Origin of the sequence: Nocardia goodfellowii (genome assembly GCF_017875645.1) — a bacterium.
In the GTDB taxonomy this organism is placed as follows: Bacteria; Actinomycetota; Actinomycetes; order Mycobacteriales; family Mycobacteriaceae; genus Nocardia; species Nocardia goodfellowii.
In genome coordinates, this window is sequence record NZ_JAGGMR010000001.1 from 4,875,249 (window position 1) to 4,894,835 (window position 19,587).

The window sequence follows — 19,587 nt, forward strand, 5'->3', positions numbered from 1 at the left end:
CAACACGGCAACCACCCACTGTTGTAAAGGAACGATGCCGAGGCAGATCCCCGTCCGGCTTTATCGTTCGAGACTGCGATTTGTGGTGACCCCCGTCTGCGATAAAGCATAGGCAGGGGCCGACCGCAGCAGGGGAGTACCGGGCTACCCGATTCTCATCGCACCGCCGCGTCGAGTACGCGTAGCGAGGCTGCACCCGGCACCGACGACCCCTCGAAGGCCGTGCCACGTTCGAGCCACCGCTGGGGATCTGAGGCGATGGCCGTGGTGCATGCGGCGAGGCCGAGGTGAGGGAAGGTCTGCCCAGGTTGAGGGCCGGGAGGCCGAAGTGCCTTACCGGTTCGACGAACGAATCCGCTTGGTCGGCGTATCGAACCGGCGGCCCGAGCCCGCGCTCCTGAATCCGAGAACCGTGCCGCCGATGAGCAGCAGGGCTGCGAGGACGCCCAGGATGATCGGCAGGGTCTTGCCGAACAGGCTGAGCTTGTCCAAGCTCTTCTGGGTGACGGCCATCTGGGCCTCGATGGTCTCCTCGTCGAAGACGAGGTGCGACTTCAGAATGTTGACGTCGACCTGGCCCGCGCTGCGACCGTAGTACATGTGAATGTTCTCGCCGCCCTTGAGGACGGCGCCGGTCTTCGGCTCCACCCACACGTCGCGGGTGTTGGTGTAGAAGCGGGTCATGGTGACCGGTTCGGTGCCCTCGAGGCCCCACTTGGCGGCGGGCAGCGCGAGCTGGTGGGACGGGTGCTTGACGACGTCCCACATGTTCGTCACCGGGATGGTCTGCCGGAAGTGGTACACCGGCACGCCGTTGATCTCCGACTCCTCGACGAAGTTGATGTCGTGGGTGGCGCGGGCGTTGAGGTCGAAGTATGGGTACGTCTTCTTCTCGGTCCCGATCGGGAAGCGGTACTGCAGGCCGCGGCGCTGCTGCTCGGTGGGGATCTCGGCGCCCGACTTGGGGTCCTGAGCCACGGCGATCGAACCATTGGGCGAGGCGTCGATCGGCGCGCCGGTGACGCGGTCGATGGTGACGCGGTCGACCGAGGCGGTGAGCAGACCGTTCTTGGGGTCCTGGTCGTCGCGACGCAGAGTCTGGCCGGCCTGAAGGGTCATCTCGTCGGCGTCCGAGGGCTCCTCGATCGTCAGGAAGCGCTGCGAAACGAGCGGCACGTTGGTGTTCACCTTGGCGGCTCCCTCGGCCGCGGTGAGCGACTTCGCGTCGAGCACAAGGCTTTCCTCGCCGGGAACGCTCTTGGCGATGGTGGTGATGCGCAGGTCGAGCGGGGTCTTGGCGACCTTGCCGACCGTATAGGTGGGGATCATGACCGCGGCCGTGAGCAGCAGCGCGCCGAGCCCGACGAGGATGCAGGCGATGAGCCTGCGCACGTTGCTCATCGCGAGCCGTACTGCACGCTGCCGAGCAGCGACGAGCCCGGATCACCAGACTCGGAGCCGTTGGGCGCCGGGATCGAATTCTGTTGCGCGCCCGCGGTGATGCCGAGAACGGCAATCACCCCGAGGACCGCGCCGGTCAGGCCGCTGGCGAGGCCGGGGACGACACACTTCATAGATCGAACTCCAATTGCGTGGTGCGAGAATCAGCCGACGGAGAAGAACCCGAGGATCGGGGCGAACGAGCAGGTCCGGCCACCATCGGCGGTGGCCGTGGTGAGCGAGCCGGTGATCACGGCCGCGACCCGGCCGGGGCCGGTGTCGGCGATCGCGGACAGGGTGACCGGGCCGTCTGAATTGATGCCCGCCGCGTTGGTGAGCGGCTGGGTGCCGGTGCGGCGGTTGTCGAGATTGACCCACTGCACCGTCATCGGCCGATTCTGCACGGCGGCAGCGCTTTTCGTGCCGAGCGCGGTGAAGACGAAGCCGGTCTGACCCGCGGCCGGTCCGGGCGGGGGCAGCTCGGCCGGACCGGGGACCGCCAGCGCGGTGCCGACGGAATCCGAGGTCGGGCCGATGCAGCCCTTGCCGATGGTCGGGTAGAGGAACTGCGCGATGCGCGGGCCGTCCGACGGGGGCAGGTCTGGTCCGCCGCCGCCGCTGCCGTCGAGGAAGGTGATGGCCTTCTCGAGGGTGGCCTTCACCTGCGCGGGGATACCGGGCGTTGCCAGCAGCACACGGGCTTGGGCCAGGATCGCTGCCTGTCCGCCATCGGCGATGGGGCCGGGGGCGGAAATGGCACCTACGATCGTCGGCGCCAGCGCCGCGAGCGCGCCCGATGGGACGTTCTCGGCGATGGCGGGGACGCTCGGCTGCGTCCCGGCGGACTGCGGGGCAGCCATCGTGGGCGTGGGTGCAACGAGTGCCGCACCCGCGGTTAGTACGAGGGCGGACAATGCGGTCCGCGAGGCTCGAGTGCTCAGCACTGGTCGGCCGTCCTTTGTTCGTTGGATAGATGAAGCGACCCGGAAAGGTCAGCTGGGATTCCTGGAAGCAGCGACACCAGTTTTCGCCGGACGCGGGTACGCCACGCGCTCGCTCGCTGAGGTGTGCGCGGCCCGCGCGGCTGACCGAGGCCGTCCTGCAATAGGCAGGAAGCAAGTCGTGGGTCGCGCTCGCCTGACATCTCGGCGTGCGCGCTGTCCGGCCAACGGGTCGGCATCCTGTGATTGGTGAGTCCGTAGGGCGTGCTGAGAGGTTGCGCCGCATATTCGTGGCCCGCAGAAGATTACGACAGACACGATGCTTCCTTGCCTGCACAACACATTGGGCAGGAAACTCACGTTACCGAGCAGCAAACGTTCGTTCGCTTACAGGCAGATGCTGAATTCCAGCGGTCCGAGCGGAATAGGCAAGCAGACCTCCACCGATCCCGAGCCCGAGACAGGGGCGGCGACTGCCGCCGAAGCGATGCCAGCGCCGAACCCGCCGGTAAGCAGGACGACGCTGGCAGCAACGAGCGGACGGATGATTCTGGAATTCATACAGCAATCCTCGATGTGATTCTATTTCGCACGCCCCAGGCTCGGGGCGAGGCAATAACACCATGCCATCGGGTGCGGTTTCGGCCATTCTGGCGATTTTTGACTATTCATCAGCCACTACAACCAGCTTCGTAGAAGTTTACAATTCACTTGGCCTCATGCTTGCGATATCCCTTCGCGAAGGCGACGTCGATGTCCGCTGAAGTACTCACACGCCACGATGCGCCCGAAGACCCGGCTATCGGAATCCGTCACGGGCTCGGACGCGCGCGGGTCGCGGCGTTACCGCGCACTCGTTCCGACTGAAGTCGGCATGATGAGCGTGATACCGGACGTCTTACGCTGATGTGCGGACGTTCGACGAAGTTGTTGTCATAGGCCGGCACTAGTTTGGGCGTGTGACTAGGTTCGTGGACTTCAATCTCAAGCTGGCAGTTATCGAAGAACTCATGTATGGGGCGTCGGCGAAGCTCGCGCCATGGTCCCTCGAGGACACGTTGGAAGCCAAGGGATTCGATGGTGACCTCTGGGAGTACTCCGCCGACAACTACTACGACCAGGTCATGCCGGAGGCGCAGGCCTACTTCGAGAGCCTGGAGCTTTCGACCGAACTACTCGGCGGGGTTGAACAGCTCATCTTCGATGGAGGCTGTCAGGTCTACTTCGAATGCTGCCCGCACTGGGACGGCGAGGGTGCGCAGTTCGACGTCGCCAGTCTCGACGACCTCCATCTCCTCCCGAATCTGAAGCGCGTTCTCGGTGCGGAATGGCTTGCGCCCCAGCTCCAGGCGGACTTGCGCGCCCGAGGCATCGAGCTGATCGACTAACTCCTCCCCATCGGAGTGACCGAACCTGCCGAGCCGCAGCACCTCTGGGTGCCTGCCACGACAATGTGGCCCCTTCGCTGAGTACGCACATCCGCATCTTGGTGCGTTGCCGACGCTGAGAGGATCTGTCCGTTGATCTTCCGCTGACCCGCGCCGGCCACTCCGGAACGCGCGGGTCGCGGTAATGCGTAGGACTACCAGTTTGCCACGGGTATGAGACCGTGTTGTCTCGTCGCGCGCCGTCTGGTGAGGGGGACGCACGATCGGGTTGTCGGTCAATCCGGTGGGGTGGACATCCGCTTCAGGCATCGGGTGGCTGTGCGGTCGCCGGCCTGGGCCATCGTACGGACTTCGGCTATCCGGCCGAGCCGGATCAACTGCGCTATTCGCTCGGAGTGGGCGTAGTAGCCGTTGTCGGGGTCGCTTTCCATGGCTTCGAGCTCGGCGAGCCCGGCCTCGTCCTCTCCGCGGCGGAAGTGCAGGTGTGCCAGCCATAGTCGGGCGCTCGCGTCCTCGGACGCTTCCGCGCGCAGGCGGTCGATGCTGTCGGTTCGGACCAGGTATTCCATGAGTGTCGTGGCCGCGCGGTCGTCACCGCCGCGTGCCAGGAGCCGCAGGTCATCGACGCGGTCTGCGTCCACCATGATCTCGATCAACCGGATGAAGGCGCAGCGGTCGCCGTTGTCGTAGGCGAGTTCGCGCAACCGTGCCTCATCGGCGGCCGTTTCGAGCTGGTCCATTGCCTGTGCGCAGGCCGCGCCGGCTTCGGTAGTGTCGTGGATGTCGTATCGGTGGGCGGCACCGTAGTACGACCATCCTGCCCACTGATCGGCTATGTCGGTGCTGTAGCGGCGTGGCATGACGGTCATCATCCCTTTCCCCGGTCGGCGCGCCGCCGCTGTGCCATCACGGTCAGCTCATGCTGGCGGCGGACCGTATGGTGATGGTGCCCAAGGCTGGAGGGCTCGGTCAACCCGAGTCGGCGTCCAGCCGGCGACTACTGCCGGGTCCCGTCGTGCCGAGGACCGCACCACCGACAAGACCGATGAGAAAGACGCGGTGCTGATCGCCCGGTTGACCGCGCAATTGCGTTGCTATGCGCCTGAACCGCTCGATGAAGCCGGCCGCTGCCGTGAACGATCAATTCACGCGAATCGCACCCGGAATAAATAAGTTTCGGGAGCGGAGTCCGGCTGCTAGCTTGGGATACACAGCAACGAAGGGATCGGGCAAATGATCGGGCATCAGGAATTCGAGGCGAGTCGGCACGTTGCCGGGCGCTGCTCGGAGCATGCCTCGGTCGCGCATCCGATCGGTCCTTGACGAGGGTCTGAACTCTTGTCGAGGGTCGCATCACACACTGTGGTAGCGGCCCTTTTCAGTTCCTCATGCCAATGTACTTATTCCCGGGCTCGTAGCTCAACGGGAGAGCAACTGCCTTGCACGCAGTCGGTTGTCGGTTCGAATCCGATCGGGTCCACGCAGAGCGAAGCCAAAGCGGTCGCGGCACCAGTTTGTGGAACTGGAATTAGCGGGTTCGAGTCCCGTCGCTCTGCCCAACTTCCCAGGTGAGGCCAGATTGCCGGTCTCGGTGCTCACGCAAACAGCGCGGGAGAACGTCGAGTCGATGCAGCCACCCGGGCGGTGACCGGAAGGCGTTGTGCCAGTAAGTCATCCGTCCGCCGCACCGCACCGCCCGCCGGCCTGCTCACCCTTTGCGCTCCTAGTGTCCGGCTTGTCCGCGGTGGCGGATGATCGCAGCGCCGTCAGCGCCACTACGGCGAGCGCGGCCGTGACCGCCGCGCACACGAGCGCGATGATGTTGAGCCCGTTGGTGAATGCTTCGCGAGCTGCGTTGAGGACCGCGTCGCCGGCGTGTGCGGGCAGGTCCGCGACGGCGGCATCGGCGGCTCCGAGCGAGTCCAACGCTGGCCCCGGCATTGCCGGAGCGCCGGACACCTCCGCCCGGTAAATCGCGGTGCCGAGGACGCCGAGAACGGCGATTCCGGTGGCGACGCCGAATTCCATACTGGTCTCCGACATCGCTGCCGCCGAACCCGCCTTCTCCGGCGGTGTCGTTCCGATGACCAGATCGGTGCCGAGCACCATGAGCGGACTGACGCCCGCGTAGACCAGGACGAAACCCAGTATCAGCAGCGGAAGCCCGCCGACGGCGTCGACGAGGCTCAACGTCAGGTAGCCGAGTGTCGCGAGGGCCAGCGCGGCGGCGAGGATGAACCGGGATTCCACTTTGCGGGCGATGATCGGTGTCAGCGTCGAGGAGAGGATCAGTGCCCCGGCCGGAGGCACCAGCCACAACCCAGCTGCCAGTGGTGTCAGGCCGCGCACCAGCTGTAGGTACTGGGTGATGAAAAGGTAACTGCCGCCGACGGTTCCGAGGCCGAGTAGCAGGATCAGCAAGGCCGCGCGGAATGTCGGATTGCCGAACAATCCCAGCTCCAGTAGTGGGTCGGCGAGGGTGCGTTGACGGCGGATGAACATCGAGCCGAAGCCGACGCCGATCGCGATAGCCGTGACCGGCACGACGGAAATCTCTGTCTCGGCGGCCTTCTTGATGCCGAAGATCAGCGGCAGGATCGCCGCCAGGCTCAGCAGCACACTGGCTATATCGATGCGGCCGGCACCGGCGTCACGATATTCCGGCAGCAGTACCGGAGCGGTGGTCAGCAACAGGGCCATCACCGGCACGGCGAGCAAGAACACCGAACCCCACCAGAACGACTCGAGCAGCAGGCCGCCGATGATCGGTCCTGCCGCCATACCCGCCGACATGCAGGTTGCCCACACTCCGATGGCCGTAGCGCGCTGCCGGGCGTCGCGGAACATGTTGGAAATCAACGCGAGTGTGGAAGGCATCAGGGTGGCGCCCGCGATCCCGAGTAGCGCTCGGGCGATGATCAGCAGGAGCGGGCTGGTGGCGAACGCGGCGAGCACCGACGCCGCCCCGAACGCGGTCGCACCGAGCATCAGCAGTTTGCGTCTGCCGATGCGGTCGCCGACCGTGCCCATGGTGATCAGCAAACCAGCGATCATGAACCCGTAGATATCGGCGATCCACAACTGCTCGATGCCGGTCGGGCGCAGGTCGGCTGTCAGATGCGGCGCGGCCAGATAGAGGACGGTGACGTCCATCGCGAGCAGCAGTGTGGGCAGAGCGAGTACGGCGAGACCGAGCCATTCCCTTGGGCCGGCGGACAATTGGGGTGTTGTCGGGGCGGGCGAAGCTTGCGAATCGGGCATGGCGCGATGCTAAAGTCTCACATCTATGTGAGAGTCAAGTCGGTATCGGAGGGCGAGGTGCGAATCGGGGCCTTGCAGCGGCGGACGGGAGTCAGTCAGCGGCTGCTGCGCTACTACGAGGAACAGGGACTGCTGCGACCACACCGTCATCCATCGGGCTATCGGGAATACAGCGAATCCGACGTCGAGACCGTGTCCCACATCCGCAGTCTGCTCGCCGCGGGCTTGTCCACCTCGACCATCGCCGACCTGCTGCCCTGCCTGTCCACCGGTGACGGGCAACTGATCGCCGAATGTCCCGAACTCCTGGTCGACCTGTACCGCGAACGTGACCGCATCAACGCGGGCATCCGCGATCTCGAAACCGCTCGCGACGCTCTCGATTCCGTCATCGCCACCGCACCACCGGAAGTCGTGGGCGCGGTGGATTACGCGCGCGGCTGACTCACACGATCGCCGATAGACCAGCCTCGAAACCGCAGCGACCTACCCACTCGGGTTGCCCGAAGACCGTGATCCGGGTGATTCGGTCGCGTGTCGTGGTGAGAACTGCGATTCCGAACGCGATGTAGGTGCCGTCGGCATCGCGGTGATAGGTCACGGCGGCGGCCTGACCGTTGACGATGGTGGGCAGCATCCGCCAGTCGCCGGGCTCGCCGAGCGCCTGTGCCGCCAGGAACATCGCGCAGGTTCGCTTGCCGGAGAACCAGGTTCGTGCGGGCGGCATCTCGATCACCGCGTCGCGATGCAGGATCTTCTCCAGCGCCGCGGCATCGGAATTCTCGAATGCCGCCATATATTCGGCGAGCAGGGTTTGTGCTTCGGAGGTGGTCGGCGCGGCCGGACCTTGCGCGGTAACGGCGAGCTTGTCCAGGTGCGCGCGAGCGCGCTGCAGCGTGCTCTTGACCGCGACCGTGCTGGTGTCGAGGAGTTCGGCCACCTCGGCGGCGGAGAAATGCAGCACGTCACGCAGGAGCAGCACCGCACGTTGGCGGCCGGACAGGTGTTGCAACGCTGCGATGAGGGCCAGGCGCAGGCTGTCCCGGGCGGCGGCAACCGTTGCGGGGTCGTCTGATTCGGAGGTGATCAGCGAATCCGGTAGCGGCCCCAGCCATTCGATATCGTTGCTCGCGGCTGTGGTTGCCGCGTAAGGGGTTTCACTCGCCGCATCCAATCCCGAGGGCAGGACGCGTCTTCCACGCTGCTCCAGCGCGGTCAGGCAGGCGTTGGTCGCGATCCGGTAGAGCCAGGTTCGTAGCGACGACCGCTGCTCGAACCGGTCGTAGGAACGCCACGCCCGCAGATACGTCTCCTGCACCAGGTCTTCGGCGTCGTCGAGAGAGCCGAGCATGCGGTAACAGTGCGCCAGCAGTTCGCGCCGGAACGGGTGGGTTCGGTCGGCGAACTCGGTTGGCGATACGCGTTGCTCCGGCGGCACGCAGCGCACCTTTCTCGTGAATTTCGGTATCGGGACTGTAGCGCAGGGGGCGGACGCCACTACAACGTCCGGCGAACCCGATTCCTTTCCCCGCTCCGGCCGGTCTACCTCTTAGTACAGACCCACACCGGAAGGACATGCACGGATGACCACACACCTCGATTCCATGGTCCGCGAGCTGATCAGCGGACCGCACTCGGCGATTCTCTCGACCGCCAATGCCGACGGACGTCCCCAATCATCGGTGATCTTCGTCAAAGACGACGGCGACACCGTTGTGTTCAGCACCATCAAGGGACGGCTGAAGACCCGCAATATGATGCGCGACCCGCGCGTCAGCCTGCTGCTGCTCAGCAACACCACCGGCCAGTACGCGGAGGTTCGCGGCAGTGTCGAAATCACCGAGGATCCGGAGAACAAACTGGGCCATGAGATGTACGCCCGGTACATGGGCGGGGCCTCGCATCCGCCGGAGCCGGGTGCGGAGCGGCTGATCGTCCGGATCACCCCTGAACGGGTTTACACCTGGCCACCACGAGCCGTCCAGGAATAGACGTGAACCGTAATGGCGGGAGGGCAGCGCGATTCGCGTCAAGAGTTCGATCAACACGACGCAAACGGTCGCCCTCCGGCCCCGCGGTCCCAAGTGGCCAGCGTGAGTCCGCGGAAGATCAACGTCATATTCAGGGCAGGAAACTAGAGCGCGGGTCGCGCCGCTGGGTACACGTTCATCGGGTGTCAGCCGTAAGCGGACTCAGTAGTTCGCGTGGTAATTGCAGTCCCCGCGCCAGCCGCATTCCGCCTGGATGGCGTTCCATGTGTTGGTGCCGACCTTGCCATCGGCTCCGATATTCATGCGCTGCTGAAATTGCACGACGCGCTGGTGAGTCTCGGTGCCGAATTGTCCATCGACGGCGGGGCTGCCAGGCGTGTACGCGCGCAGGAACGACTGCACCGCGGCTACGCATCCCGCCTGATTCTGTACCCCCTGGACCAGATACGGCCGGAACACCAGACATTGATTGATCGAGGGCGCCTGCGTGGCCGAGGCCGGTGCCGCGGTGAACGCTAGCCCACCCAGCGCGGCTGTGCTCACTGCCACCGCGGCGAACATCCGGCGGGCTGGATGTGTAGTTGTGGTCGTCATTGTCTGCTCCGAATCGTCTTGCAGCCCGGGGCTTTCCGGGTGCGACCCATCGATGGTCACACAGGCGCGGGCCGGAGGCGGAACCCCAAGCTCTCTTGTATGGATTCCCAATATCGAGTCGTCGGGATTATGAGATGACACTGATGTATTGGAGTCTGAATCATCGGACGGTCGGATCGACTCGCTCATGCCTGCGAACGTCGTCAGGTACCCCGAAAGGAGGTGTACCGCAAAGCTGTTCACGACGTCGATCGATAGTCGGAATACGCGCCCATCCAATCACATCGCGGACTGGATTCGCAGAGGGTGGCATCGCGGGTCTGGGCACCGGGGTCGGTGCGTGCTAAAAGCTCATGTGCTTCTGCGGTGACAGCGGCTGCCTTCCGGGTGGTGAATGGCCGGTCATAAAGTCGGATGGTGAGTGTCGCGGATCCGTTGTCACGGTGGGTTGTGCAGTCACCAGCGGTGAATCCGTCGACGAGCAGGATCTGTGGGGGCGGGGCGTTGGGTGCGGTATCCCTGTTCGGTGTACTCGTCGGTGATCACCCGTGTGCGTCCGCGTGTGAGAGCAAGATGTTGTCGAAGTCGTACAGGAACCGTGAACGGCTTTGGGACGACGGCTGTGACCTGGCATCCGACGTGCCGGTAAGACTGCATCTGTATGGTTGCGGCGATCATGCGGGCAGAGCCGGTCCGCCGTAATTCGGTTGTCGCCGGTCCCGCTGATCATTAATTTCCAGTGATGGCATATGAACATCCGTTGGCATATGTGCTGGGGCTGGAAGGGGTCGCGCTGCTGCGCGCGTTCGCGGGGGAGTACGACCGGGAGTTCGTTGACGCTCGCGTCGCCGAGATCCGGCGGTTGCTCACCGACCACACGTTAACGGGCGTGGATGTCGAACATGTGGACGCTGTTGCGGGCTATGGCATCTGGTCCACGACCTACGACAATCCCGACAATCCGGCGTTCGATTTCGATGCGGAGATCGTCCGCGCGGTCGCGAGCACACTGCCACCGGGCGTCGCGCTCGACGCCGGGTGCGGTACGGGAAGAGTCGCGGCGATGCTGGTCGACTGCGGGCATCGAGTGATCGGCGTCGACAGTTCGGCGGAAATGCTGGCGCAGGCCCGGAATCGCCTGCAACAAGCGACCTTTCGATTGGGTGAGCTGCAATCCTTGCCTGTCGCTACCGGCGAGGTCGACATGGTGGTCTGCTCGCTCGCCCTCACCCACGTGCCGGACCTGGCACCCGTCTTCGGCGAGTTCGCTCGTGTGCTGCGGCCCGGTGGCCACCTGGTGATCGCGGACGTTCATCCCGAACAGGTCGCACGTAGCCGGATTCCCACGATTCGCCTTCCCGGCGGAGGAGCCGGGCGGGTGCGGTCGTACTGCCATCGCACCGGCGATTACGTGCGCGCCGCTGTGACTGCGGGCTTTACGGTCCGGCGCTGCGAGGAGCCTGTCGTTGCCGCGCCGCTGGTCGGCCGATCCGCCGGCCCGGGCCCGTGGGAGGTCTGGCCTTGGTCGCTCGACGGTCTCGCGCCGGAGGCCGCTCAGGCCGCGAACGCCGGCGTTCCGTCGATGATCCTGTGGCACTGGGAATTACTGAACCCCCGAGTCTGAACGCCGCGTGGCGACCGCGAGCGACGTGCTCGTTGACACTCATCGGCTCGGAGGCCGGGGTATGCGCGCCGCGTGTCGCAACTGATCCAAGAAGTGGGGTTTGTCGTCGCCCTCGATCAGGTAGTGCGAGACAGCGATTCGGACGATCGTGGCAGCGATGGCGTGCGCGTCGTCGCCCTCGACGAGTCTTTCGATGAATCGGCGCATGATCGGGAGCACTCGAGCGACCTCGGCGAGAGCGTAGTCGGGCTCGATCCCGATCAACCGGCTCACGGAGTACGAGCCTTGGGTTTGGAAGCGCACGATGAAGGCGAGTACCGCGTCCAGGCGTGCCGGGCCCGTCAACCCCTCTGTCACCGCCTCGAGATCGGCTTCGATTTTCGCCAGTTCATAGCTGCCGAACGCCGAGAGCAGTTCCTCTTTCGAGGAAAAGAACCGATACAGCGTGGGCCGCGAGACCTTCGCGGCGGCAGCCACATCCGAGAGACTGAGTTTGCTGCGACCTCGACGCGCGAGTACCTCGTGGGTCGCGTCGAGGATTCGTGTGCGAGTCGAGGGGTCGAGCGGAGCCCGGCTGGCTGGTTTCACTTTACGAACTTTACATCTTCTGTAATTTTTGTAACGCCAGCAGTTCCGCTGGCGGCAGTGAATGAGGTCCAGATGACGCCCACCCGCACCTCCGATGACGCTATCGAGTTCGATCCCCATTCGGAGAGCTTCTTCGCCGACCCGCATCCGATCTACCGGCGGCTGCGCGACGAAGAGCCCGTCTACCACAATCCGACGGTCGGATTCTGGGCGTTGTCGCGATATCACGACGTCGTGCCCGCGATGAAGGATTTCCAGACCTACTCCTCGGCCCGTGGCATCACCCTCGAGATGGTGCTCGACCCGGCCCCGCCGAGTGAGGGCATTCCGATGATCATCATGATGGATCCGCCCGAACACACCAGAATGCGCAAATTGGTGAGCAAGGTCTTCACCCCGCGTGCCATCGCCGAACTGGAATCGACGGTCCGCACGATCGTGCACAGCTTCCTCGATCGGGTCGACCCACACGAATTCGATATGTTCACCGACTTTTCGACGCTCTTTCCGATCGAGGTCATCACCACCATGCTCGGCGTGCCACCTGAGCACAGGCAGCAGTTGCGGCACTGGCATGCCGCCCCCATGCAGCGGGCCGACGACGGCGGTGTGCCGAAAGAACAAGCCCGGCAAGCGATCCAAGCCGCTACCCGGTTCTATCACCAGCTGATTCTGGAGCGTCGCGCCGACCCGCGCGAGGACATGATCTCGCGGCTGACGCAGGTGGAAGTCGAACGTGCGGATGGACTGACCACCATGCTCACCGACCGGGAAATCCTCGGATTCGCTTCCTTGCTCGCGGGTGCGGGCGCCGAGACGGTCGCGAAGGTGATCGCCGGCGCCGCGGTGATTTTCGCCGAGCACCAGGACCAGTGGCGTGCGCTGGGTGCGGACCGTAGCAAAATCCCAGGAGCTTTCGAGGAGCTGCTCCGATACGACGGTCCAGTGCAGTACGACGTGCGCTACACCCTGCGCGATGTCGACATCCACGATCGGACAATTCCACGTGACAGCGCCGTTCTGATGCTGCTGGCCTCCGCTAATCGTGATGGACGAGCGTTCGACGACGCCGACCGCTTCGACATCAACCGACGCTTCGGTGGGCACAACCTCGGACTCGGCTACGGCATACACAGTTGTCTCGGTGCTGCGCTGGCTCGGCTGGAAGGCCGGGTCGCGCTCGACGCCCTACTCGACTTCATGCCCGAATTCGACGTGGACCGCGCAGGGTTGACCAGGACGCGCGAGACCAGCGTCGCCGGGTGGGCGACTGTCCCGGTGCGAGTGCTGTCGTGACGCAGCACACGACTCCCGCCGAGCGACGGAATCTGCACACCGGGCTCGAAGGCCACTCGGATGCGTTGGGCGCGGCCCCAGAGATAGTTGCAGCAGCTGTGCGTGTGCAGACCGCATTGGACCGGCTCGAGGTTATCGACCCTTAGACCGCAGTTCGGCAACTTCGCGTGTGGTTGTGCTCGGTCAGGTGGTGTAGAACGATTCCTGGAGAAGGTCTGCGAGGCTTTGTCTGGCGTGCTCGGCACCGTCGAGGCGCGAGTCACCGGAAAGAACGGCGTCGGATCATGGCAGAGGACCTGACCGTAACTCGGATGCTGGTGATACCCGCATCCGAGTTACGCGAGCGGTTCTCACGCTCGTCCGGCCCGGGTGGGCAGCACGTCAATACCACCGACAGCCGGGTCGAGCTGTCGTTCGATCTCGTCAACTCGCCTTCGCTGCCGGAGCGGCTGCGTACCCGGATGCTCGATCGACTGGCTCCCCGCCTGGTCGACGGAGTCATCACGATCGCCGCATCGGAGCAACGCGCGCAGCTGCAGAATCGCGCAGCCGCCCGCGAACGGCTGGCCTCGTTACTGCGCGACGCCGCTGCCGACCCTCCCCCCGTTCGCCGCGCCACCAAGCCTTCGCGCGGAGCGAAGGAACGTCGCATCGCGGCGAAGAAGCGGCGCGGCATCACCAAGCGCAACCGCCGCGCCTTGCCCGACGACTAGCCGACGGGCAAGGTGGCGGCCCGCCTGCGCTCGGGGATCGAGTGCGCGGGCGGGCCGTCGTGGAATGGGTCAGGCGTCGGGTTCTTCCTGCAGCGCACGGACTTCGACGCGGGAACCGACTGCGGCCGAGGCCTGTTCGGCCCATGACACCGCGGCGGCCTCGTCGTCGGCGTTGATGATCCAGAATCCGCCGACGTACTCACTGGCTTCGACGAACGGCGCTCGGGTGTGGGTGGGGGTCTCGCCGGTGGCGTCGACGGTGATCGCGGTCGAGGGCGGGTGCAGGCCGCCGGCCAGAACCAGCGCTTCCGCCGCGACCAGATCATTGTTGAGCTTCTCGACCGCGGCCATCAGCGCTTGCAGTTCGGCCGGGTCCATTTCCTGCATCGAAGCCATCGTCGCCTCTTCGGCGGTGTCGTGCGGCAGGGTCAGAAAGTATTGCGGCATCGGGGTTCTCCTTTATTCGGTGGGTGTTTCTCTGTAGACCGGGGGTGGTGGCGAAACTCATCGGAGTTTCACCGGGGATGAGATTTCAGGCGTGCCCGCTTCGGCGAGGGAGCGTTGCGCGCGCTGGGGGTCGTCGCCGAAGCCGACGCACAGGCGCAGTAACGCGTCGGCGAGCACGTGGCGTGCGAGTTCGGGTGGCACGGTCGCGGTCAGCGCGAGGGTGGTGACCCCGTGCTGCATCGCCCACATCTCGGCCGCCCACATCGTCGCGCGCCCCGGGTCTTCCGGCAGGAATCGGCCGCTCTCGATGCACGCGTTCACCAGATCGGTGATCGACTGGAACGCCGCACGGCCCGGGCGATCGCCGGGACCGGTGTCCGTTTCGGGACCGGTCGGCGGTGGCTCGATGAACATGAACCGGTACAACCGCGGTTCGGCGACACCGAAGTCGAGGTAGGCGAAAGCGGCTGTCGCCAAAGCGGTAACCGGATCCGCGGTGGCGGGTACCGCCGCGGACGTGGCCTCGGCCAGCCGGGCGAACCCTTGTTCGCGCAGTTGCCGATGCAATCCGCCGGTAGCGCCGAAGCGGCTGTAGATCGCCATGGTCGAGGTGCCGGCGGCGCGCGCGATGCGGCGCACGGTCAAGGCCTGCGGGCCCTCGTCCTCCAGGATCGTGGCGGCCGCGGACAACAGCGCGGTGGCGCTCACCCGTGCTGTCGCCGAGGGCTGATCCTGATCGGGCACTGTCGACATCCCTTCTGTCGCCCACACCGTATAACAAAGTTATAGGCTGGTCGATATGTCTGAGCGATCTGCCGTCCGTTCGCCGAACACCTGGTGGGCCGAGGCCGTGCTGGCCGCCGTGCCCCCGGGCGCGTTCGCGGTGGCGGCGTCGATGACGGGGGTGACCGGTGCGGTCCTGGTGACCGCGGCCGTCACGGCGGGCATCGGCGTGGCCGCGTGGCGGTGGTTGCACTCCGTGCGTCCGGTGATCGGCGCGTGTATCGGCGTCGGCATCTCGGCGCTCTTCGCCCTGCACAGCGGCCAGGCCCGCGACTTCTTCCTGCCTGACCTTTGGTATCCGCCGGTGCTGGCCGGTGTCTTGGTGATCTCGACGCTGGTCGGATATCCGCTGGTCGGATTGCTGTGGAGCGTTGCGCGCCGCCGCCCACCGACCTGGCGTGCGGACCCGGTCTCGCGCCGCATGTTCGGCGCGGTGACTCTTGCCGTCGCCGCGGCATTTCTGGTGCGGTTCGCGATTCAATTCGCGATCTACCGTCAGGGTGACATCGGCTGGCTCGCGGTGGGGCGCATCGCCACCGGGCTTCCGCTCACCGCGGCGATGCTGGGCTTGATCTTGGTGACGATCCGGCGTGTCGACCGGCGGGAGCGTGCTCCCGCCACGCCGGACAGCTGACCACTGCGCGAAATCCCTTCGCCCCGTGTGCTTCTCGATTCCGTGCGATCGCCCGGATCGGGTCTCGCTCAGGGCACTGCGCGTCATGCACTGCCCGGCAGACGGAATGCGGTCTATTCGAATCCGACTCTCGCCTGCGAGGTCCTCGCTCAGTTGATCGCTGAGATGGCTCCGGCGAGTTCGACTCGGCTGCTGATGCCCAGCCGGGGATAAATGCGGTAGAGGTGCGAGCCGACGGTCCGGTGCGATAGGTAGAGCTTTTCCGCGATTTGGCGATTGGTGAATCCCTCAGCCGCCAGGGTGGCGATCTGTAGTTCCTGGGCGGTGAGTTGATCGCGGGCGGTGGGGGAGCGGCGGGCGCTGGTCTCGCCCGCCGCGCGCAGTTCGTTGCGCGCGGCCTGGGCCCAGGGGCCGGCGCCCAGGGCGTCGAAGGTATCGCGCGCCTCGCGCAGCGGTTCGCGAGCCGCCGATGTGCGGCGCAGTCGGCGCAATCGTCGACCGTGATGGAGTTGCAGTCGCGCGCGGTACAGTGGCCACGCACCCGTATGGCCGGTGAGTGCGGCGGTGTAGGCGGCATCGGCGTCGGTGTCGTCGGCGAGCACGGCGCGGCTGTATTCGTCGACGAGGAGCAACATCGAGGACGGCAATCGTTTCGCCAGCTCCGGTAGGTCGGCCAGCAATTGTCTTGCCGCGTCGACATTTTCGGAGGCCGCCGCGGCGTCGGCGAGTTCGGGCGCGACCCACCAGCATTGCATGGGGTGGCTCACCGGGTCGGCCGGGTCATAGACCCGCGCCAGCGCCGCGAACGCGTCCTCGGCTTGACCGGCCAACAGCAGGAGCATGCCGCGGGTCTGCTGAGCGGCGATCTGGATACATCGCATCCCCGCGGCCAACGGACTGGCGCCGACCGCGCGCAGATGATTGGCGGCTACCTCGGATTCGCCACGCAATGCGGCGATCATGGCCAGATTGACATGCCCGGTAACGAGATAGAACTCCTGGCCGTTCTCCGCGGCGAACGCGCGTGTCTCCTCGGATTCGGCGCGCGCCCTGTCCCAGTCGCCGAGCCAGATGCGAATCCAGTTCACGGCGCCGAGGATGCCGGACAGCACGCCGAGTCGTCCTTGGCTGCGACAGATTCCGGCGGCATTGTCGATATAGGCGGTGCCACGACGGAAGTCGCCGAGGAACAGCGCGGCGTAGCCGAACAAGCGCATGGCGTCGACGTCGGTGCGATTCGGCTCGAGCTGGTCGAGTTGCTCGAGGACTCCGGCACCGCGCTCCCACGGCAGGCTGAACGCGCCGATAGCGAGGAGTTGTGGATGGCGTGGCGGCAGATCAAGGGAATCCACCTGGGCAGCAATGTATTTGCGAGATTCGGCGCTGGCGTCCTGGTTGGAGCATCGCGCGGCGGCGAACCACAATATCGCTGTCGCGAGAGCGCTATTGCCCGCCTCGTGCACGTCGGCGGCGATATCGACCAGCTGCTGGATGCGACGGTCGGCATCCTGGTAACGATGGAACGCGACAATCTCCTCGACGGCTGCCAGACGCGCCAGTTCGGTCGGCCCCAAAACGCTGAGGTCGGCCCGGCTCAACAGGTCCATCGCTTCGTGCCGCGCGCCGGTCTCGCTGGCCAGTTCCGCGGCCTGCAGGAGCAAGGCGGTCGTGCGGTCGGGTCGCTCGGACAGTGCCGCCGCGCGGTCCAGGGCGGCGACCGCGGCCATGATGGCTCCGCAGGCTCTCGATCGCTGCGCATAGTGTTCGAGTTGCGTGGCGATGGCGTCGTCGGCACCGAGCGTGGCTGCGGCGCGATGCCAGAGCTGTTTGTCGGGGAAGTCGGCGAGCACCTCGGCCAAGGTCGAATGCGCGTCGAGCCGTTGCGTCAGCGACGCCCGGACGTAGGTCGCAGATCGCATCAGTGGATGCCGGAAGCGTAGTAGCGGACCCGCCATCTCGACCAAGCCGACGTCGATGGCTTCCTGCAAGTGCGCCGCGCCGACCGGGACACCGGCGAGGACGGAGGCCGCCCGCAACAGCCGGCCCGCGTCGCAGGTGACATCAGCGGCCAGGACGACGAGCAAGGTCCGGGTCGGCGCGCTGAGCTCGGCCGAACGCGCGGCGAAGGCGGTTTCCAGCCGGGCGGTCAACGGCAGATCCTCGATCACCCGATCGGTGCTCTGGCGCATCGCCCGCGGTAACTCCATGAGCGCCAGCGGATTTCCCGCCGCCTGGCTGAGCAGTCGCCGCCGTACGTTGCTGGACAGGGTGGGCGCTTGCGTTTGGAGCAGGGCGGCGGCGGCCTGTTCATCGAGCGGTTCGACCAGGACCTCCGGCAGCCCCGCTCGGCGGGCGGCGTCCTCGGATCCGGTTCGGGTGGCGCCCAGCACGAGGACCGCGTCACTGCCGATCCGGCGCGCGACGAAACCGAGCACATCCGCGCTACAGCTGTCGATCCACTGCAGGTCGTCGACGATCAGGACCGTTGGGCATACCGCGGCGGCTTCGCCGACCAGTTGCAGCATGGCCAACGCCACCGCGTACAGATCGGGAGATCCGTCCTCCAGCCCGAACGCCGCGCGCAGCGTGCGCTGATGCGAAACGGGAAGCTTGGACACTTCGTTTTCGAGGGGCCGCAGCAGCTGGTGCAGTGCCGCGAAGGGCAAGCCGGCCTCGTTCTCCACACCGGCGGCGGCCACCACGGTCAGATGCTGATCGGTAGCCCTGGTCCGAATGACGTTGAGCAGTGCCGACTTTCCGATACCCGCCTGCCCGCGAAGGATCATCGCCGAGCCGTGTCCAGCGACCGCGCGATCCAGGAGGTCTCCCAGCATGGCCGAATACCGGTCTCGACCGATCAGAGTCGACTGCGAAATCTCACCGTGCACCGCCAGATCCTGACAGAGAACCGGCGGTTTCACAATTGACGCCGCAGGTGGATGCGGTAATCGTGGCGGATGACTCAGTCACCGAACAGCGCCGTGACGCAGTCATCGGTGCAGTCGTTCGACTGATTCGCGGGGAGTCGTCCGTTCGTAGCTTTATCGGCATGACAAACACCTTCACCACCACCGACGGGGCTGAGATCTTCTTCAAGGACTGGGGCACCGGCCAACCGGTCGTCTTCAGCCATGGCTGGCCGCTGAGCGCCGATGCCTGGGACGAGCAGGCCCGCCTGGTCGCCGAGAACGGTTACCGTGCCATCGCCCACGACCGTCGCGGTCACGGCCGATCCAGCCAGACCTGGGACGGCAACACCATGGACCGCTACGCAGACGACCTGGGCGAGCTCATCGAGCATCTGGACCTGCGCGACGCGGTTCTGGTCGGCCACTCCACCGGCGGCGGCGAAGTCGTCCGCTACCTGGGGCGCCACGGTAGCGCCCGGGTTGCCAAGGCAGTGCTGCTGGGCGCGGTGCCCCCGGTGATGGTCAAGTCCGAGACCAATCCCGACGGCACTCCCATGGCGGTCTTCGACGGCATCCGTGCCGGTGTCGCCGCCGACCGCTCGCAGTTCTACTGGGATCTGAGCGAAACCTTCTACGGGTTCGATCGCCCCGACGCGATCGTCTCCGAGGGCGCGCGGCGCGCCTTCTGGCGGCTCGGGATGCAGGTCGGGGCGCGCGCGGCCTACGAATGCGTCGCCCAGTTCTCCGAAACCGACTTCACCGAGGACCTGAAGGGAATCGACGTGCCGGTGCTGGTCGCCCACGGCGAGGACGACCAGATCGTCCCGCACCACGCCTCGGCGATGCGCTCGGCGGCACTGATCAAGAACGCGACGCTGCGGGTGTATCCCGGTGCGCCGCACGGCCTTTACGGCGAATTCCGCACTGCCTTCGAAGCCGATCTGCTCGCCTTCCTCGCCCGCTGACCATCTCGACACA

The 19,587-nt window shown here is 65.7% G+C and carries 20 protein-coding genes and 2 tRNA genes; 10 read left to right on the plus strand and 12 right to left on the minus strand.

The window, feature by feature from the left end:
- Window positions 1-333: 333 nt before the first annotated feature.
- The 4 genes from pgfA to BJ987_RS22480 all read right to left on the minus strand — a co-directional run bounded on the left by pgfA (window position 334) and on the right by BJ987_RS22480 (window position 2,942).
- Window positions 334-1,401 carry a cell envelope lipid trafficking protein PgfA gene (gene pgfA, locus BJ987_RS22465; protein WP_209893516.1) on the minus strand — a complete coding sequence of 356 codons (1,068 nt, stop codon included), beginning with the start codon at window positions 1,399-1,401 and terminating at the stop codon, window positions 334-336.
- Window positions 1,398-1,574, minus strand: a complete 177-nt coding sequence (locus BJ987_RS22470) for a DUF2613 domain-containing protein (RefSeq protein WP_209893519.1) — start codon at window positions 1,572-1,574, stop codon at window positions 1,398-1,400. Before BJ987_RS22470 ends, pgfA begins: the two co-directional genes overlap by 4 nt.
- Window positions 1,575-1,604: 30 nt before the next feature.
- Complete coding sequence (locus BJ987_RS22475; RefSeq protein WP_209893522.1) at window positions 1,605-2,384, minus strand: Rv1157c family protein; 780 nt, start codon at window positions 2,382-2,384, stop codon at window positions 1,605-1,607.
- Window positions 2,385-2,768: 384 nt separating this feature from the next.
- Window positions 2,769-2,942 (minus strand): hypothetical protein, encoded by a 174-nt coding sequence (locus BJ987_RS22480; protein ID WP_209893524.1) that lies wholly within the window; start codon window positions 2,940-2,942, stop codon window positions 2,769-2,771.
- 398 nt (window positions 2,943-3,340) lie between these two features.
- Here BJ987_RS22480 and BJ987_RS22485 point away from each other — a divergent pair, with 398 nt between their 5' ends.
- Window positions 3,341-3,769, plus strand: coding sequence for a DUF6892 domain-containing protein (locus tag BJ987_RS22485; protein WP_209893527.1), 429 nt, complete (start codon window positions 3,341-3,343; stop codon window positions 3,767-3,769).
- Window positions 3,770-4,044: 275 nt separating this feature from the next.
- On the opposite strand, the gene BJ987_RS22490 is transcribed toward BJ987_RS22485, so the two are convergent.
- Window positions 4,045-4,638, minus strand: coding sequence for a hypothetical protein (locus tag BJ987_RS22490; RefSeq protein ID WP_209893530.1), 594 nt, complete (start codon window positions 4,636-4,638; stop codon window positions 4,045-4,047).
- A 539-nt stretch (window positions 4,639-5,177) separates the two neighbouring features.
- Between BJ987_RS22490 and BJ987_RS22495 the strand changes: the two genes are divergently transcribed.
- Window positions 5,178-5,249 (plus strand) — tRNA-Ala (locus BJ987_RS22495).
- A gap of 2 nt (window positions 5,250-5,251) precedes the next feature.
- Window positions 5,252-5,328, plus strand: a tRNA-His gene (locus BJ987_RS22500).
- A 112-nt stretch (window positions 5,329-5,440) separates the two neighbouring features.
- On the opposite strand, the gene BJ987_RS22505 is transcribed toward BJ987_RS22500, so the two are convergent.
- A complete protein-coding gene (locus BJ987_RS22505; protein ID WP_209893533.1) occupies window positions 5,441-7,030 on the minus strand; it encodes an MFS transporter in 1,590 nt (529 codons plus the stop codon).
- 57 nt (window positions 7,031-7,087) lie between these two features.
- Here BJ987_RS22505 and BJ987_RS22510 point away from each other — a divergent pair, with 57 nt between their 5' ends.
- Window positions 7,088-7,474: a MerR family transcriptional regulator gene (locus BJ987_RS22510; RefSeq protein WP_209893536.1), complete on the plus strand. Its 387-nt coding sequence runs from the start codon at window positions 7,088-7,090 to the stop codon at window positions 7,472-7,474.
- Between the two features lies 1 nt (window position 7,475).
- On the opposite strand, the gene BJ987_RS22515 is transcribed toward BJ987_RS22510, so the two are convergent.
- Complete coding sequence (locus BJ987_RS22515; RefSeq protein WP_209893539.1) at window positions 7,476-8,468, minus strand: sigma-70 family RNA polymerase sigma factor; 993 nt, start codon at window positions 8,466-8,468, stop codon at window positions 7,476-7,478.
- Window positions 8,469-8,613: 145 nt separating this feature from the next.
- On the opposite strand from BJ987_RS22515, the gene BJ987_RS22520 reads away from it, so the two are divergent.
- Window positions 8,614-9,021, plus strand: a complete 408-nt coding sequence (locus tag BJ987_RS22520) for a PPOX class F420-dependent oxidoreductase (protein WP_209893542.1) — start codon at window positions 8,614-8,616, stop codon at window positions 9,019-9,021.
- 201 nt (window positions 9,022-9,222) lie between these two features.
- On the opposite strand, the gene BJ987_RS22525 is transcribed toward BJ987_RS22520, so the two are convergent.
- Entirely contained in the window at window positions 9,223-9,804 is a 582-nt protein-coding gene (locus tag BJ987_RS22525) for a peptidoglycan-binding domain-containing protein (RefSeq protein ID WP_209893545.1), read from the minus strand.
- 553 nt (window positions 9,805-10,357) lie between these two features.
- Here BJ987_RS22525 and BJ987_RS22530 point away from each other — a divergent pair.
- Window positions 10,358-11,239, plus strand: a complete 882-nt coding sequence (locus BJ987_RS22530) for a class I SAM-dependent methyltransferase (protein WP_209893547.1) — start codon at window positions 10,358-10,360, stop codon at window positions 11,237-11,239.
- A 39-nt stretch (window positions 11,240-11,278) separates the two neighbouring features.
- Here BJ987_RS22530 and BJ987_RS22535 read toward each other — a convergent pair whose 3' ends face one another.
- Window positions 11,279-11,827, minus strand: a complete 549-nt coding sequence (locus BJ987_RS22535; RefSeq protein WP_307869716.1) for a TetR/AcrR family transcriptional regulator — start codon at window positions 11,825-11,827, stop codon at window positions 11,279-11,281.
- A 72-nt stretch (window positions 11,828-11,899) separates the two neighbouring features.
- On the opposite strand from BJ987_RS22535, the gene BJ987_RS22540 reads away from it, so the two are divergent.
- On the plus strand, window positions 11,900-13,123 hold the full coding sequence (locus BJ987_RS22540; protein ID WP_209893552.1) for a cytochrome P450: 1,224 nt from the start codon (window positions 11,900-11,902) through the stop codon (window positions 13,121-13,123).
- Between the two features lie 284 nt (window positions 13,124-13,407).
- Window positions 13,408-13,836, plus strand: a complete 429-nt coding sequence (gene arfB, locus BJ987_RS22545) for an alternative ribosome rescue aminoacyl-tRNA hydrolase ArfB (protein WP_209893556.1) — start codon at window positions 13,408-13,410, stop codon at window positions 13,834-13,836.
- Window positions 13,837-13,905: 69 nt separating this feature from the next.
- On the opposite strand, the gene BJ987_RS22550 is transcribed toward arfB, so the two are convergent.
- Both BJ987_RS22550 and BJ987_RS22555 read right to left on the minus strand, forming a co-directional pair.
- Window positions 13,906-14,283 carry a YciI family protein gene (locus BJ987_RS22550; RefSeq protein WP_209893559.1) on the minus strand — a complete coding sequence of 126 codons (378 nt, stop codon included), beginning with the start codon at window positions 14,281-14,283 and terminating at the stop codon, window positions 13,906-13,908.
- Window positions 14,284-14,340: 57 nt separating this feature from the next.
- Entirely contained in the window at window positions 14,341-15,027 is a 687-nt protein-coding gene (locus BJ987_RS22555) for a TetR/AcrR family transcriptional regulator (protein WP_307869717.1), read from the minus strand.
- A gap of 55 nt (window positions 15,028-15,082) precedes the next feature.
- On the opposite strand from BJ987_RS22555, the gene BJ987_RS22560 reads away from it, so the two are divergent.
- Complete coding sequence (locus tag BJ987_RS22560; protein WP_209893564.1) at window positions 15,083-15,700, plus strand: DUF3159 domain-containing protein; 618 nt, start codon at window positions 15,083-15,085, stop codon at window positions 15,698-15,700.
- A 149-nt stretch (window positions 15,701-15,849) separates the two neighbouring features.
- On the opposite strand, the gene BJ987_RS22565 is transcribed toward BJ987_RS22560, so the two are convergent.
- Window positions 15,850-18,588: a helix-turn-helix transcriptional regulator gene (locus BJ987_RS22565; RefSeq protein WP_209893566.1), complete on the minus strand. Its 2,739-nt coding sequence runs from the start codon at window positions 18,586-18,588 to the stop codon at window positions 15,850-15,852.
- 161 nt (window positions 18,589-18,749) lie between these two features.
- On the opposite strand from BJ987_RS22565, the gene BJ987_RS22570 reads away from it, so the two are divergent.
- A complete protein-coding gene (locus tag BJ987_RS22570; RefSeq protein ID WP_209893569.1) occupies window positions 18,750-19,574 on the plus strand; it encodes an alpha/beta fold hydrolase in 825 nt (274 codons plus the stop codon).
- Window positions 19,575-19,587 lie beyond the last annotated feature (13 nt).